The sequence below is a fragment of the Pseudomonas sp. GR 6-02 genome (genome assembly GCF_001655615.1).
GTDB lineage: Bacteria > Pseudomonadota > Gammaproteobacteria > Pseudomonadales > Pseudomonadaceae > Aquipseudomonas.
Genome location: NZ_CP011567.1, coordinates 185,666 through 201,813, shown reverse-complemented (window position 1 = coordinate 201,813; position 16,148 = coordinate 185,666). Strand labels below are relative to the sequence as shown.

Annotated in this window: 12 protein-coding genes; 1 reads left to right on the top strand and 11 read right to left on the bottom strand. The window is 61.9% G+C overall.

Annotated elements, in window-relative coordinates; genetic code table 11:
* Positions 1 to 55: 55 nt before the first annotated feature.
* Positions 56 to 1,585, top strand: coding sequence for an apoptosis inducing factor family protein (locus PGR6_RS00830; RefSeq protein ID WP_064615772.1), 1,530 nt, complete (start codon positions 56 to 58; stop codon positions 1,583 to 1,585).
* Positions 1,586 to 1,740: 155 nt separating this feature from the next.
* Here PGR6_RS00830 and pgaD read toward each other — a convergent pair whose 3' ends face one another.
* From pgaD to PGR6_RS00775, 11 genes are all read right to left on the bottom strand, one after another.
* A complete protein-coding gene (pgaD, locus tag PGR6_RS00825; protein ID WP_018929377.1) occupies positions 1,741 to 2,268 on the bottom strand; it encodes a poly-beta-1,6-N-acetyl-D-glucosamine biosynthesis protein PgaD in 528 nt (175 codons plus the stop codon).
* Entirely contained in the window at positions 2,265 to 3,620 is a 1,356-nt protein-coding gene (pgaC, locus tag PGR6_RS00820) for a poly-beta-1,6-N-acetyl-D-glucosamine synthase (RefSeq protein ID WP_018929378.1), read from the bottom strand. Before pgaC ends, pgaD begins: the two co-directional genes overlap by 4 nt.
* Before the next feature lies 1 nt (position 3,621).
* The gene (gene pgaB, locus PGR6_RS00815) at positions 3,622 to 5,619 is read right to left on the bottom strand and encodes a poly-beta-1,6-N-acetyl-D-glucosamine N-deacetylase PgaB (RefSeq protein ID WP_064615770.1); all 1,998 of its coding nucleotides are present in this window, start codon (positions 5,617 to 5,619) and stop codon (positions 3,622 to 3,624) included.
* Between the two features lie 12 nt (positions 5,620 to 5,631).
* Positions 5,632 to 8,112 (bottom strand): poly-beta-1,6 N-acetyl-D-glucosamine export porin PgaA, encoded by a 2,481-nt coding sequence (pgaA, locus tag PGR6_RS00810; RefSeq protein ID WP_064615768.1) that lies wholly within the window; start codon positions 8,110 to 8,112, stop codon positions 5,632 to 5,634.
* Between the two features lie 366 nt (positions 8,113 to 8,478).
* Positions 8,479 to 9,990 (bottom strand): YdgA family protein, encoded by a 1,512-nt coding sequence (locus PGR6_RS00805; protein WP_064615766.1) that lies wholly within the window; start codon positions 9,988 to 9,990, stop codon positions 8,479 to 8,481.
* Between the two features lie 235 nt (positions 9,991 to 10,225).
* Positions 10,226 to 10,861: a hypothetical protein gene (locus tag PGR6_RS00800; RefSeq protein WP_019651562.1), complete on the bottom strand. Its 636-nt coding sequence runs from the start codon at positions 10,859 to 10,861 to the stop codon at positions 10,226 to 10,228.
* A gap of 81 nt (positions 10,862 to 10,942) precedes the next feature.
* Positions 10,943 to 12,391, bottom strand: a complete 1,449-nt coding sequence (locus tag PGR6_RS00795; protein ID WP_064615764.1) for an efflux transporter outer membrane subunit — start codon at positions 12,389 to 12,391, stop codon at positions 10,943 to 10,945.
* Positions 12,388 to 13,275, bottom strand: coding sequence for an efflux RND transporter periplasmic adaptor subunit (locus tag PGR6_RS00790; protein WP_064615762.1), 888 nt, complete (start codon positions 13,273 to 13,275; stop codon positions 12,388 to 12,390). Before PGR6_RS00790 ends, PGR6_RS00795 begins: the two co-directional genes overlap by 4 nt.
* Positions 13,272 to 13,481: a DUF1656 domain-containing protein gene (locus PGR6_RS00785; RefSeq protein WP_064615760.1), complete on the bottom strand. Its 210-nt coding sequence runs from the start codon at positions 13,479 to 13,481 to the stop codon at positions 13,272 to 13,274. The genes PGR6_RS00790 and PGR6_RS00785 overlap by 4 nt, the downstream gene beginning before the upstream one ends.
* Positions 13,478 to 15,550 (bottom strand): FUSC family protein, encoded by a 2,073-nt coding sequence (locus PGR6_RS00780; RefSeq protein ID WP_064615758.1) that lies wholly within the window; start codon positions 15,548 to 15,550, stop codon positions 13,478 to 13,480. Before PGR6_RS00780 ends, PGR6_RS00785 begins: the two co-directional genes overlap by 4 nt.
* The gene (locus PGR6_RS00775; protein ID WP_064615756.1) at positions 15,547 to 15,975 is read right to left on the bottom strand and encodes a MarR family winged helix-turn-helix transcriptional regulator; all 429 of its coding nucleotides are present in this window, start codon (positions 15,973 to 15,975) and stop codon (positions 15,547 to 15,549) included. The genes PGR6_RS00780 and PGR6_RS00775 overlap by 4 nt, the downstream gene beginning before the upstream one ends.
* Positions 15,976 to 16,148 lie beyond the last annotated feature (173 nt).

Genomic DNA, 16,148 nt, shown 5'->3' with positions numbered 1-16,148 from the left:
GAACCTCGGAATAAGCGCCAAACTCCTAAGTGAAATACCTGCCTGGAGATCGATCATGGCACTGCACCGCGTCGCCCGTTTCGCCGATGTGCCCCTCGAGCGTGGCCTTGAAGTCCGGATCGACAAGATGAAAATCGTCTTGCTGCGGGTCGGCGATCAATTGCGCGCCTATCAGGGCAGATGCCCCCACGCCGGGGCTCCCTTGGCCAAAGGTGCGCTGTGTGAGGGCCGACTGATCTGCCCGTGGCACAAGGCGGCTTATCGGCTCGAAGACGGCGCGCTGTGCGAGCCACCTTCCCTGGACAGTCTGCGGCGCTATCCGCTGGAGTTGCGCGACGATGAGGTCTGGGTCGACGACCAGCCGATGCCCGGCCCCAGCACACCGCCGGAGGATGATAAGCGGACCTTTGCGATCATCGGCGCCGGTGCAGCGGGGACGGCCTGCGCGGCGGCGCTGCGGGAGAAAGGCTTCGGCGGTCGGGTGCTACTGATCGACCGTGAGCCCGAAGCCGGATACGACCGTACGGCATTGAGCAAATTCGTGATTGCCGGGGAAATGCCACCGGACGAAGTTCCGCCGCTGCGCGATGAGGACTTTTATCGTGAACAGCGCATTGAACGGATAAACAGCGATGTGATGGGCCTGGATGCACCGAACCGGACCCTGCGCCTGGCCGATGGTCAATCGTTGAGCTATGACGCCGCGGTGATTGCCACCGGCGGCATACCAAAATCCCTGTCGCTGCCAGGCGCCGATCTGCCGCAGGTGTTCGTGTTGCGCTCGAAGGCGCAGGCGCAGCAGATTCTGACCACCGCAAAACCGGGTCAAAGGGCAGTGATTGTCGGCGGCAGCTTCATTGGTCTGGAATCCGCTTCATCCCTGCGTCAGTACGGCTTGGATGTCACCGTCCTGACCCGCCATGCCATCCCTTTCGAGACGCAATTCGGCGAGGCCGTCGGCAAGGCGATTCGTGCCCTGCACGAGGCCAATGGTGTGGTGTTTCATACCGATGGCGAAGCGGCGAAGATCGAAGGCACAGGCAAAGTCGAAGCGGTGCTGCTGGACAACGGCCAGCGCTTGCCGGCGGATCTGGTGCTGGTCGGCATTGGCGTCACCCCGGCGACCACCCCGTTTACCGATCTGCCGAAGGAAAAAGATCAGTCATTGAAGGTCGACGGCGGCATGCGCGTGACCGACGGGCTCTGGGCCGTCGGCGATATCGCGACCTTCCCGCTCAATGGCCAGCCCCAACGGATCGAACACTGGCGCCTGGCCCAGCAACAGGCGCGGATTGCAGCGGCGAATATGCTCGGCGGCGACGAACGCTACCTCGACGTGCCGTATTTCTGGACCTGGCACTTCGGCAAAAACTACGACTACCTCGGACACGCCGAGGCCTGGGACGAGGTTGAATTCAAAGGCGACCCAGAGCATCCACCGTTTATTGGCCTGTTCGCCAAAAACGGCGTGGTAGCGGCAGCCGTTGCCTGCGATCAGGAACGGGCCATGGCGATGCTCGCCGAACGGATGAAACAACCGCTGTCGATGGACGAGGCGTGGCGCCTGGTTCGGGACCTGAGCTGACGGCGACTTAGTGGCGAGGGAGCTTGCTCCCGTTCGTCTGCGAAGCAGACGCAAAATCGGTGACCGCGCTCTATCAACGACAGCGCGGTTAATGGCATCGGGAGACCTTCGGCCTCCAGCGGGAGCAAGCTCCCTCGCCACAGATGAACATATACCTAGAGATGGCTTATCGGCTCGCGGTTGTCATCATCTTCGGCCGGCAGGCGGATCACGAGTGGATGTTCCAATGGCGCCAAAGGCGGCGGCAGTTGAGACGGGTCGACCGGGGTAAAGTGCGTAACGACGTGACTGACATCGCCTTCCTGATCGTTGTGAATGGTCATCGAGCCCGGTGCGCGCAGTTTCTCCAGCCGGTCGCCGGTGAGCTTGAAGCTTTTGCTCAGCCCCTGATCGTCCACCACCGGCGCCGGCAAACGGCGCTGGGCGAAGCTCTTGCTTTTGCGCTGTTGATAACGCGCCCAGCCAATCAGGATCACCGCGTTGAACAGCGCCACCCACAGGTAGATCTGCAATGTGCCGAGGGCGTCGAAAAACGACCCATCGATGCGCGGGCCGTCATGGGTATCGATCAGCGGCCACAAACCCCGCGCCAGCAAATACAGCAGCCCGATCCAGGCCAGCACGGTGAAGAAAACATCGAGAACGACCAAAAATGGCCGCTGCCGGGTTCTGATGATTTTCATTTGATGACCTCCTCTTCATCGTCATCCAGCGGCTTGATGCCCCGGTCCGGACTGACCCACCGCGCGCGCTTCTGATGTTGGCCAAACAGTACTTTGGGGAAGCTGACCAGGGTGGTGAGCAGGCTGATGAACCAGAACACCAGCGGGTACCAGACCACCCAGAACATGGTCCTGCCGAGCCCTTTTTCGTAACGGCGATCGATCATGATGCTGACCGCGAATTGCACCAGGCAGACCACCGCCAATAGCAGCCCGGTAAAGGCCGGCGGCATCAGGTGATGGACGGCAATGGCGGGCGGCATTTCGACGAAGTTGCCGACACCCCAGAAAATCACCGACAACAGGAAGGTGAAGGCCCAACCGGTGGACAGGCAGTATTCGAACAGCAGCGGCCACAGGTAACGATGGCGGTATTGCCAGATGCCCCGGATGTTCTTGAACAACACCTCGGCGCCGCCCTGGGCCCAGCGCAAGCGCTGCTTCCACAGGCCGCCGAGGGTTTCCGGCATGAGGATCCAGCACAACGCGCGGGGCTCGTAGAAAATGCTCCAGTGATCCAGTTGCAGCTTCCAACTGATGTCGATGTCTTCGGTGATCATGTCCGGGCTCCAGTAGCCGACCCGGTTCAGGGCCGTACGACGGAAGGCGACGATCACCCCAGAGACGGTAAAGATCCGCCCGAACACCCGCTGGGTACGCTTGATCAGGCCGATGATCGAGGAGAACTCGCCGACCTGTACCCGACCGATCAGGGTCGAACGGGTGCGGATTCGCGGGTTGCCGGTCACGGCGCCCAGTCGCGCGTTGTCGAGCATCGGCGCCACCAGATAGGCCGCGGTGTTCGGCGCCAGCAGCGCGTCACCGTCGATGCACACCAGGTACTCGCTGCGCGCCGCGATGGCGCCCATGCGCAGGGCAACGGCCTTGCCCTGGTTCTCCGCCAGGTGCAGCACCCGCAAACGCGGATCCTGCGCCGCCAGTGCGTCGAGCACCGCGGCGGTGTTGTCCTTGGAGCCGTCGTTGATCGCGATCACTTCAATGTTCGGGTAATGCTGGGCCAGCGCCGCGTGGATGGTATCGGCGGCGTTGTCGCCTTCGTTGTAGCAAGGGATCAGGATCGAGATCAGCGGTTCGCCGGCCAATGGTGGCGGCAAGGTGTCGTCCTGCCACGGCCAGTGCCGCTCCCAGTGCAGCCAGAAATACAGGCCGCCGGCGATCCACAGCCCCGACATGAACAGTGGGTAGAAGAACACGAAGTCCATCAGGAATTGCCCGGTGACCAGAAAGATCAGCCCGAGGGGAACCCCCAGGACGATCGCCAGAACCAATAGGGCCAGAAGTCTGTCCAGCATGTTATGGATTCCACTTGTTGGAGAGCGCCGGCCGCACGGCTTTCAGGTCCGGCTGGTTCTCGAGGAAGTTGTCTGGGTAGTAGCCGAAACTGGTGGCGCCCTGACGCTTGAGGCGGCCCATCCAGTCAGCCAACTGCCCGCCGTCGATGTCGGCGTGTTTATTTTTCGTCCAGTCGCGGGCCTGCAATTCGAACACCGTGCGGTCGAGGGCGCCGGGGCGCGATTTGACCGTCGCCACCAGTGCTTCAAGCCAGGGGCCGGATTGCTGATGGCTCTGTTTTTCCATCAGTGGCATGGCCATCGGTGCCGTCCAGTCGTAGGCGCCCAGGAAGTCGTCGAGATTCTGCGCAAACCAGGCTTCGCTCTCGGGGTTGAGCATCGGCTCGGCGAAAATATTGCGTGCCGTTTTCACTTGCGGGCCGCGAATGGCGCGAACCTTGGCGGTCAGCTCATGGGTGAAATCGATCAGGTAGCGGCTCTTGAACCGCGTCCAGCGTTGCAGGGTGGCCGGATCCTCGCGCAGGGCGGCAATCGAACCGGGCAGACCGTTGGCGGCATAGATTTTCAGGGCTTCGGGGCCAGCGTCTTCGAAGTCCGACAGCACCGCGTCATCGTGATAGAGGATGCCGTCGACCGAGGTCAGGCGGGCCACGTCTTCGTAGATTTCACCGATGATGCGCCGCACGTTCGGGTCGAATGGCGACAAGCGCTTGTACTGGTCCGGATCAATCGACGTGGTGCCGGTTTTCGGGTCCCAGCGAGTGACTCGCGGCAACTTCGAATCCAGGGCAAAACTCAGCACCGGCATCCACGCGAAAACTTTGACGTGAGCCCGGGTGCGCAGCTGCCAGGCCACACGGTCAAAGATATCGGCACGCATCGGCAGGTGGCGGTTGGGGAAGTACAGCGAATGCACCAGGCCATCGCCCGCAGGGTCGGCGAAGGCTTGCAGGAACACCGTGTTGGCGCCCATGTCGGCCATGCGCTGGATCAGTTTGCCGAGGTTGATTTCCTGTTGGGCCGGGTCCGGGTCGTAGACGTTGTCCAGGTCCACATGCACCACGCGCATCGGCGATTCGGCCTGCACCGCGACGACGCTGTTGGCGAAGTGTTCGCCATCCGGGTCCGAGGCCACCAGAAAGCGCGGGCTGCTCATCAGGTTGTCGAGGGCATCGAGGCCGTCGTCCAGTGTCAGGGCCATCTTATAACCCTGGTCGTTGATCACTTGCAGCGAGGTGCCATCCGCCACGCCGTACGGCCAGACCCAGACTCGCGGTTTGTAACCAGTGACCTTGCGGATCTTCTCCGAGATGGCCGCTACGTCGGCGCGCATCCGGGCCTGGAATTGGGCTTCGGTTTCATAGCGACCGGTGGCGGCGTCATAGCGCCGGGTCGCGGCCGCCGGCTGCAGGTTGCCTTGCGGGTTGGCCAACACGCCTTTGTGGCTGGCGTCGGTGTGGGCGGCGATTTCCACCAGGCCGGACCGGGAAATCTCGCGGATCTGCTCCCAGGTCAGGAAATCCGAACGCTTGCGCGGTGTGCCGGCGAAGTCGACTGGCTGGTTCGGCGGCGTGTCGATCCACACCCCGACCGGCGCCAGCAAGGCGTGCCAGTTATAGGCACGCAGCACCGGCAACACGCGGGTGTAAAAGCTCGAATAACCGTCGTCGAAACTCAGCAGGATCGCCCGTGGCGGCAATTCAGGGCCGCCATTGCGAGCGGCGATGATCTGGTCAACGGTGACCGGTTGGTAGTTGTTCTCCCGCAACCATGCCAGTTGCTCGATCATGCGCTCGGTGCGCACGGCCACCACCGCCTGATCGGGGTCGCGGTCTTCGACATCGTGGTAAGCGATCCCCAATACATGGTTTTTCGGCCACGGCTTTTCATTGGCCGACACTGTACGTTCGGACGGCGGTACGAAGGTCGGAGCTTGCTGGGCACAGGCGCTGATCAACAGCACTCCCAGCAGGAGGATGAAACGCGAAATAAAAGGCATCTTCAAACTCTTCTAGAAGCGGTAAGTAAGGTCGACGAGCAGGCGCAGATCGGTTTCCCGGTCACCGTCAAATGGCCGGTTGATCACGCTCAGCAGGCCGCCCACCTCGAATACGTCGTTCCAGCTGTAGCGCTGGCCGTAACCCAGCAGGGCGATACCGCCGGTGCCGTGATCGCGCTGGCTGTAAGTGCCCGCACCGGCCTGGAACTGCTGGCTCCAGGAAGTTTCGTAGCGGTGGTAGAGCACGTGATTGACGTTCACCGTCGGCAGCACGCTTAAGTCGGATTTGGGGTTGAAGTACGGCACGTCGTCGGACTTGGAGTTATGGCTGCTGCCGACTTCCAGACCGAGGTCGACTTGCAGCCCCGGCGCGCGATAAATGCCCTCGCGACCAGTGAGCACAGCTTCGATACGGTTGTTGCCGTCGCTGAAGTGCGAGGGGCTGACCGCCAGTCTCCACTCACGGCTTTCATTGGCGCGCCAGCGGATAAAGCCGCTGCCGCCGTTGGCCGTGATGTCGCTGTTCAACGCTCGCAACGGCGTTTGTGCCGACAGGTATTCGAGGCTGCCGCCGTACTGCCAGTGATCGTCGATGTCTCGGGCAATCGCCAGGCGCGCGCCCTGTTTATCGCCAAAGCCGTAGGAATGGTTGGAAACTTCCGCTTCCAGGGACATGTCACGGGTCCGGCGTTCGAGCCCGACACGCTGGAAGCGATGGTGGCCGGTGCCTTCCTGGAAATCGCCAGTGGCGTAGCCGGCACCGGCGAACAGGCGCCAGTCTTCATCGATGGGCGGGCTGTACAGCGTGGTTTCGATGCCGAAATCGCGGCTGCCGTTGACCGCCCCGACATCGCCGTTGCCGCCGCCATAACTCTTGCCGCCGTAGGCCTGCACTCGCAGCTCGGCCATATCATGGACCGCACGCTGACGCTGCAAACGCTGCACCTGACGGTTGTCCGGAAAACGCGCGACCACATCGTCGGTCAGCGCATCCATCTGCCGCCATTCCTGCAGGTCCATGGCAGTGTGGCCCTGAGCGACTTCCAGCCCGATATCCCGCGGGGCCATGCTCTCGGTTTCCTTGAGCTGATTCTCGGCGCGTCGTGGCCAGTCCCGGGCCAGGTACAGATCGGCCTGGGCCAGGCGCAGGCCGATGTTGCCCGGCGCCTGATCCACCAACGCCTGTAAACGCTGCTCGCCCGATGGCAGGTCGGCGCCGTAGGTGCCGGCCTGGGCGGCGAGTTGCTGCGCGTCCATCCATTCATCGTTGGGGTTGCCCACCGGCAAGCCCTTGAGCTCGACCCGTGGCTTTTGGGTCTTGGCCAGGTCCTCGGCGACCTTGCGCGCATCATCGGCCTTGTCGCTTTCGAGCAGGGAGTAATAGAGCGCGGTGCTGTCTTCCAGGCGATCGCCGACATCGGCATCCGGCGCCACCAGCACCTGGCGATACAAATCGGTGGCGATTTCCGGCTGACGCTGATCCAGATAGGACGACGCCACCCAACGCAGGGCATAGGTCGGAATCTTCACGCCTTCGGCGAGCAGCTTCTGGTATTCGGTGATCACATCGGCGGTGCGTGCACGGGCCTTGAGGGCGCCCATGCGGTCGATTCGCCAGCGGATGACGTCATCGTGGGCCGCAGGGTCCGGCGTCCAGGTCGCCAGTAACTGGTCGTAATCGGCCAGGGCCCGATCGGCGATCACATAACGTTCTTTTTCGCTGCGGGTGGCGAGTTCGGCCAGGCGCACGCGTTCGGCGGCCAGGTCACCTTCGAGACGGCGTTGCGTGACCGGATCAATCAACCCCGGCCGCTGACGCGCCAGGCGCAAGGCCGGCTCCGGCAAACGAGCGCGTTGCAGGGCAATCACGTATTCCCGAGCGACTTCGGGTTTGCTGCCGGCGCGGGTGAAGGCCTGGTCGTACTCAAACAACGCATCGTAAGTGGCACCGGCGCGGGTCAAGGCGTAGGCCAAAGCCAGACGGCGGCCAGGATCATCCGGTTTCGCCGCCACCAGAGCCCTGGCGCGGGCAACCGCCTCGTCAGGTTTACCGGCGTCGGCCTGGGTCATCGCCAGGCCCAGCTGCAGGTCGGCATTTTGCGGTTCAAGAGCCAGGGCCTTGTTGTACACCTGGGTCGCCGAGTCCCAACGCTTGAGGTTGCGATAGGCCCGCGCGGTGGCAGTCAGGGCCTGGACCGGCAACGCTCGATCACGTCCCTGGGTTTCATAGACCTGTACCACTTCGGCATCCAGACCGGCCCAACTGGCGATCTGCAAGTGATCGCTGATCTGGCCAGTGGAGGCCTGGCTTACCGGCACCTGGCGCAACACCGTCAGCGCAGGCGTGTAGTTGCCGGCCCGCGCATCGCGAACCATTTGATCGTAAGGGGTATCGGCGAGCGCCAGCACCGGCCACAACAATTGGCCGCACAGCGCAACGCGAAACAAGGGGCGCAGCCCACGGTGAATAAAGGGACCAGCAATACGCGGCATTCGTCAGCATCCTTACATGGCCAGCCGGGTCGCAATGCCCCTTGCCCACTTGTGACGGAAAGCCGGATCGAAAGACCCGGCCAAGCTTTATCGAAGCAGTCTTGCATGCAAGCGTAGTCAATAATTCAAGACACAATATTTCTTCAGATTCGTGAGAGTGCGAAACCTGTAGCGAGGGGGCTTGTCGGAACGCCGCACCGCACCGTTTCAATGCGTAGCACTCACAAAATCTTTGGTGCATCAGAGTTTTTGGGGCTGCTTCGCGGCCCAACGGGGGCAAGCCCCCTCGCCACAGGAACCCCAGACAGCAAAACGCCCGGCGTCTGCGTGTTGCAGAGGCCGGGCGTTGCGCTGAAGCCTGCGGTTTTACTGGATGGTGACGTCGCCAGTGCCGCCGAGCTTACTCATCACAAAACCGACAAACTCTTCGAGGGTCATTTTCTGGCCGTTGAAGTCCACCTGATTGTTGGCGTAATGCAACTTGGTGACGACGTTGTTACCGTCCAGTTTTGCCAGTTGCGTACCGACCGCCATGCTGCTGAACATGTCGGCGGTTGCGCTCGCCTGATCGGCGATGAGCTTGGCATCGGTCTGACCGTCGATTTGCGACTGCACGGTGAGCAAATCAATGAGCATTGGCTTGGACACCAGTACGTTGAGTTCCAGCAACGCGATCAACTGCTTGACCAATTGGTCCGGCGGCAGGTCCATGGATTGCGGTTTGGTCAGGTCCAGCACCAGGTTGGCGCGGCTTTCGCCGTTGCTGGTGTTGAACGACAGGTTTTCCAGGGCCACCTGGGGACCTGCGGCCAGCAGTTTCTCCAGACCGGTCTTGACCTGTGCCTCTTCGGCCGGGGTCAGGTTCAGCGGCGGCGCTGGCAGGCCGGCGGCAGTGGCTTCGGCGGCGGCCCGCTCGTACGGTTGCAGTTTGGTCTGGTAGATCTGCATCAGCGACATCGTCGACGGGATGTCGAGGTTTTTCAGGCTCATGGCCATCTGCGCAGAGCCGATAACCTTGCCGTTCAAGGACACTTCACCGACCTTGTAATCGGCACGCCCCGAAGCGTTGGTGCCTGATTCCCCGGTCTGGTTCTTCATTTCAAAGTTCTTGAAACCGAGTACCGATTGCTTGGGGCCAAAGGTGGTTTTGCTGTTTGTCAGCTCGAGGGTGTTGTCACCGACGTAATAGCCGTAGGTGCTTTTGTTCAGGTTACTGGCCAGGGTCAAGCCGTTGAGCTCGACCTGAACCGGGGTCTGGTCTTCAGCCACAGTGGTCAGCTTCAGGCTGTCCATGTAACCGTCGGCCTTGACCTTTTGCGCCTGGGCGCTGGCGGCCACGTCGAGTTTCAACCCGGAGAACGTCAGGTTGGACTTGTCATCCAGTGCCGCTTCCAGCGGCAGGAATTCGAGCGAGCCCTTGGTGGAGTTGTCGTAGCCGATGTTGACCACACCCTTGACCGGGGATTTGTCCTTGGCGGCGGCGAACCACTTTTCGGTCAGCGGGGTTTTTTCCAGCTCATAGTGACTGGTGGCCAGGACTGGCAACCACTTGAACGATACCAGGCGCGAGAACGGCAGCGGGCCGTGTTCGATGCGGTCGACGAACAGCATCTCCATCGGTGCTTCACCAAACATCTCGCCCTCGCCCTTGAGGCGGTAGTGCGCGGTACTACTGAACACATGACGCTCCAGCGACACCAGCTCCAGCGACGCCGTGCCGTTGGAACCTGCCAGCGCGGCATGCAGTTCTTTGTTGGCGTCGGCGATCGAGCTGTTCAGCACCCCATCAAGTTTGCTGCCGGTGTACCAGGCGCCGCCCGCGCTGATTGCACCGATGGCCACGACAATTCCTAGAAGCACGCCTGCTGATTTATTCATGAAGTACCCGATCAATGTCCATTGTTGAAAGTGTGGTCGTCTTCCCTGAACCCATAACGGGTCGCGGTCACGACTGCGCTGAAAGTGGCGAGGAGATTAGCATTTGCGCCGTGGGACGGCCCAATGATTAAAGGTGAAAGAGTGTCCATGGGCTGCGGCGGCCTGTGGACAACTGGCAGGGGAGAGTTTCGGCGATCGTTCAATCGCCTTCGCGAGCAGCCCTGCCAATACAACCTTACGAATACTGAACCTCGATCTCATCAAGCTGATGATCAAAACTTTTTAGCCGCGCGGTCCACGTATACACCAGCACTTCAAAATCCCGATTGATCACCGCCCCGCCAGTCACTTCCGCGCGTGGGTCACAGAAATCCAGTTGATAGCGTTCGCGGGCCATGGCGTTGGCGACATCGGACAGTTCTCGGGCATTGTTGAGCCAGTGCCAGCCCTCGTCGGCCACTTGCTTGTCCAGCGCCTGGCATTGCTTCTTCAAGGTTTCGAGGCTTTTTTCCAGCGGCGTGCCGGTCAGTTCGCCCATGACTTCCTGAAACGTGCGCCCCGGTTGCCAGTAACTGCCCCAGAAATATCGGTCGAACACCGTTTCTACCCGACGCAACGCCACCTTGGTGTCCCAGATCAGTACCAGGGTTTTGCCTTGTTCGAGTTGTCGTTTCTTGATGCGCTGGTTCTGGAGCGAAGCCCAGGCGACCACCACGATGGCCATCACGGCGATCAGTGCCGCCGCGCTGTCGAGGAATATCAGCGCCTTGTCGATCTGGTGGGCCAGCATGACGCCATAGAAATAGGTGGCCGACAGCAAAACCAATGCCGCAATGGCGCACCAGAAGCCGGGAGCGTAAGGGTTTTTCATTATTAGATCCCCATGACCAACGCAAGCCTTGATCGACGGGTTCGCCGCGCGACCCCATCAAATCAAAGCATAGCAACGGCCTCAGGGTTTGCCGGGTTGTGAGCCTTGCGTTCGTCCGCTTTCCCAGCCACCGCCCAAGGCGAGGAACAAGTCGATCTGGCTCATGGCAACCTGAGTATTGGCCGAGGCCAGTTGCGCCCGTGCATCGGTGTAGGTGCGGGTGGCTTGCAAGTCCGCCAGGAACGACGCGCGACCGGCCTGGAAGAAGCGGTGGGTCTGGTCCGCCGCCAATTGCGCCGACTGTTCGGCGTCCGCCAACGCATCGCGACGCTGAAGTTGCGCGGAATATTGCGCCAGGCCGGTCTGAGTCTCGCGGATGGCGTTGAGCACCACGCCATCGAAATGCGCCAGCGCGCCTTGAGTTGCGAACTCGGCCTCACGGATTCGCGCGCGGGAGCCGTTGGACGGTACGGTCCAGGTCAGCAACGGACCGAAGCCCCAGCGATTGGTCGACGGTTTGCCAAGGTTTTCCAGGGTGCCGACCGTGCCCACGGTCGCGCCGATGCTGATGTCCGGGTACAACTCGCCGGTGGCAATGCCGATGCCGGCGGTGGCCGCCGCCAACTTGCGCTCGGCCTGGCGCACGTCTGGTCGGCGTTTGAGCAGAGTGGCGCCGTCACCCACCGGCAACAATTGGGTAACTTTCGGCAGCTCGGCGCAGTCGCTGGTGCCCGCCGGCAGTTGCTCGACCGGTTTGGCCAGCAGCATCGACAAGCGGAACAACCCGGCCTGACGTGCGGCTTCATAACGCGGCAATTCGGCGCGCAAGGATTTGAATTGGGTTTGCGAACGGGTGACCTGGGTTTCATCGCCGCGCCCGGCATCGCGCAAGCGCTGGGTCAGGGAGGTGCTCTGGGCTTGCAGGTCGAGGGAATGCTGCGCGATCTCCCGCTCTTCGTTGGCCGCACAAACCTGGGTGTAAGCCCGCACCACATCGGCCACCAGGGTGATGCGCGCGGTGTCCGCTGCCGCCTGGGTCGCATCGGCATTGGCCTTGGCCGCTTCGATGCCGCGCTGCAAGGTGCCGAACAAGTCGAACTGATACGAGGTCGTGATGCCGATATCGCCGACGTTGGCCACGGGCACTTTTTCCGGTATCAAGAACGCTTCGCCGGACTCCTGCAAACGCTGGGCGCCGACCTTCACACCGCCGCTCCAACCGCCCGCCGCCTGCGCTTCGTCGACCTGAGCGCGAGCCCGCGAAAGATTCGCCGCCGCCACCCGCAAATCGGTGTTGGAGGCCATGGCCTGCTGCACCAATTGGTCCAGACGCGGATCCTGATACAACCGCCACCAATCGGCGGGCACCGGTGCCGAGACGACATGTTTGCCGTTCACCGCCAGGTCGCCCTGAAAGTCTTCACGGTGCACGGCGGCCTCGTCCGGCAAGTGATAATCCGGCCCCACTACCTGACAGGCCGACAGCAACAAGCCCAATCCGGCAACCGCCAAACCCGAGGCCCTGCTCATTTCGCCGGCCCCCCGATTTGATCGTCGATGATCGACACGGTGGCCGTACGCCCGGCAATCATGCGGAAATCTTCCGGCACCTCATCGAAAGCGATTCGCACCGGAATCCGCTGGGCCAGCCGCACCCAACTGAACGCCGGGTTGACGTTGGGCAACAGGTTGCTGCCGCTGCTGCGGTCACGGTCTTCGATGCCGGCGACGATGCTTTCGACATGCCCGCGCAGGCGCGCACGGTCGCCGATCACCCGAATATCAACGCTCTGGCCGACATGAATGCCGTCCAGTTTGGTTTCTTCGAAATAGCCGTCGATATGGAAGGAGTTACTGTCCACCACCGACAACACTGGCCGCCCGGCGCTGACGAACTCCTGGGAGCGTGGCGCCCGGTCGTTGACGTAGCCATCCACCGGGCTGCGGATCACCGAGCGGTCAAGGTTGAGCTGGGCGCTGTCCACCGTTACTTGCGCTTCCATCAACGCCACTTCGGCGCGCGCCACCCGGGACTGGCTTTCTTCCAGTTGCTCGGCCGGGACCAGATTGCCCAAGCCACGGTTACGCTTGGCCTCGCGCTGGGCCTGGGCCAAGGTTTCCTGACGATCGGCGACCGCCGCTTTGGCTTGGCGCAGGGCCAGCTTGAAGCGGTCCTGATCGATGCTGAACAGCACCTGGCCGCGTTTCACCCACTGGTTGTCGCGCACCTCCACTTGCTGGATCAGCCCCGATACATCCGGGGCAATCTGCACGATGTCGGCACGGATGTGCCCGTCCCGGGTCCAGGGCGCGAACATGTAATACATGACCATGCGCCAGACCACGACAATCGCGAAGGTCACGATCAACAGCGTCAGGACCACACGGCCGAGGGTCAATAAAGGTTTTTTCATGTCATCAGGTATCGACTGAGTGAGTCCACGGCGCTGAGCAGCACAGCGTAGAGAGCCACGTTGAACAATGCCCGGTGCCAGACCAGACGGTAAAAGTGCAGGCGCGTCAGCACCCCGTGCACCAACAGGAACAACACGTAGGTAATGCCCATCAGCACCAGCAGCGTGGGCAGGAACACCCCGCTGATATCCAGATCACCGATCATAAAGGCGCTCCATCGATGCCATGGGGAAGCGGTTCTTCGAGTTCGCCCGTGCCGACAAACTCGACGCCCGGCAACAGCGCCAGACGCAAGCCGCTCAAGGCGTGCAGCAAATGCAGACGGGTTTCGTCATCACCTTGGCCGCCGAGGGCGCGGCGGGTGCGATCGAGGGTCATCAGCAACGGACTCGGCGCCGGCAGACGTTCGCCAGCCTCGAGGCAGGCCTTGAAGTACTCGCCGACTTCAGCCACCACCTGGCGCAGCAGCGCTTGCTGCGCACCCGGCACTCGCGGCGAATAGGCGAGCAGGTCCAGCAGATTCAGGGCCACGCGCACTTCGCGCAGGGCGATGCCGGTGTCCTGGCCGGTCATGGCCAGTCGCGGCAAATGCTGCATCAGGCGATCGAGCATCTGCACGCCCATGTGCCGGTGTTCGGCCAGCGTGGCCGGCTCGGTCAAGCCGACGATGTCGCGCCAGCTGAAACGGGTCAGGCGCTTGGCCGCCAGTTCCGCACCGAATGGCCGGGCGATCAGGGTCCAGATGAACGCGAACAGTAACCCCATGGGCCCAGCCAGGTTGGAGTTGGTGAAACTGAGAAAATCCGCGTCGTAGGCGCCCTGAATGCTGATGAACGACGAGGTGTTGACGATGGTCAGCAACATCCCCAGATAAAAACGCGGCTGCACTGTCAGGGTGCCGACGCAAATGAACGGGATGGCGAACGCCAGCACCAGCATCGGGAAGTCATGCAGGTTCGGCAGGATCAGAAACAGATAAAGGCCGGCGAACAGCACCGACATCGCGGTCCAGAAAAAGAACCGGTAGATCTGCGGCGCCGGGTCGTCCATCGACGCAAAGAAACTGCACGCCACCGCCGCCAGGATCACCGCGCTGCCGCCGTCGGTCCAGCCGAGCAGAATCCACAGCACCGAGGCGACGATGATCGCGGTGACCGTAGAAGCCGCCGAATAGAGCATCAAACCACGGTCGAGAAACGGTGACAGTCGCCCCAGGCGCCAGTGCCGATACACCGCGCGCCAGTTGTCCTGACTCTCGCACTGTATGGCGTATTGCAGGCTGCGACAGTCTTGCCACAGGTCGATCCACTCGCCGAGGCGATACAGCGCGTTGGAAAACAGCAACTGCTTGCGATCGTCCAGCGCCTCGGCACTTGGCTGCAGCGCTTCGAGCCGGTTTTTCAGGGCCTGCCAGCGGTCGAGATCAGCGTCTTTGTGGTCAAGCCATTCGCTGGTTGCGATCAGCAGTGGCGCGAACTTATCCACAAGCTCCGGCGTGCGCCGCTCGAGGGCATAAAGCGCATCGTCGAGGGCGTCGATCACCGGCAACAGATGGATCATCCGCCCGCGCAGCTCCTTGGTGTTGCGCACCGTTTGCGCTCGCGCGCCCTCGTGCGGCAGCTGACCGATCATCAATTCCAGGCTGTTGAAGTTCCCCACCATCGATGAACGCAAGGCGCTGACTTCCTCCGGCTGCACATTGCGGCTAAGGAAACGCAGGCTGTAGGTCGAAGCATCGGCAAACCATTTGTTCACCGAGTCGTTGAACACCGGCGCCAGCCGCCGTGGCCAGAACATGGCGCCGACGACCGCCGCGCAGGCGATGCCGAGAAAAATCTCTTCGGTCCGCGCCTCGGCCACGTCCCACACCGCCAAAGGGTTAGCCACCACCGGCAAGGCGATCAGCGGCAAGGTGTAACCGGCGAGCATCAAGGCGTAGTTGTTGGCGGTGCGCAGGTGCAAGGACAGGAACAGCAAAATCCCGGTCCACAACGCGATGACCACCACCAGCACATAAGGGCTCTGAACGAACATCGGCACAAACAACACCGCCGCCGCGGCACCGAGCAAGGTACCCGCCGCGCGATACAACGCCTTGGAGCTGGTAGGGCCGAGGAACGGGCTGGAAACGATGTACACCGTGGCCATCGCCCAATACGGACGAGGCATTTGCATGAGCATGGCGATGTACAGCGCAATCATCGAGGCCGCGAACGTACGCACACCGTAGAACCAGTCCCGCGCCGGGGGCACGCCGGTGAAAAAACCGCTCAAGGGTGAACCACCGGCAGATGATTGGCCGCTTCGAAGGCTTTGAGTACCCGTAGTGCCGCTTCCAGATCACTCTGGTCGATGCCTTCGAGCACGTCCTGGCGCAAACGCACCAACTCGGCTTCGACCGCCTGCACCAACTCGCGACCGGTCGCGGTCAGGCTCAGGCATTTGGCGCGCCGGTCATGAGCGTCTTCGGTACGGCAGACGTAACCGGCATGACACAACTGATCCAGCAGCCGCACCAGAGACGGGCTCTCCATCCCCGCCGCCTGCGCGACCGTCACCTGCCGCACACCCTCGCCCAAACGCCCGATCATCAACAGCGGGACGGCGCAGGCTTCGGAGATTCCATAGTTGACCAGCGTGGTCTGGCAGATCTTCCGCCAATGCCTGGCGGCCACCACCATGGAGCTGCTGATGTTCATCTGGAGAGCGGCGAGGTTCTTTGGCACGAGGGAATGCACACACTGTTAGTTTGCTAACTATCAATATGGCATTCGAGGGGAAAGTTGGTCAAGTTTTGAAACAAATTGGCGAGCAACGGCCAGACGCGGAAAAAGCTAACAAACTCAGTTTCTGCCCAGTTTTTTTTACCACT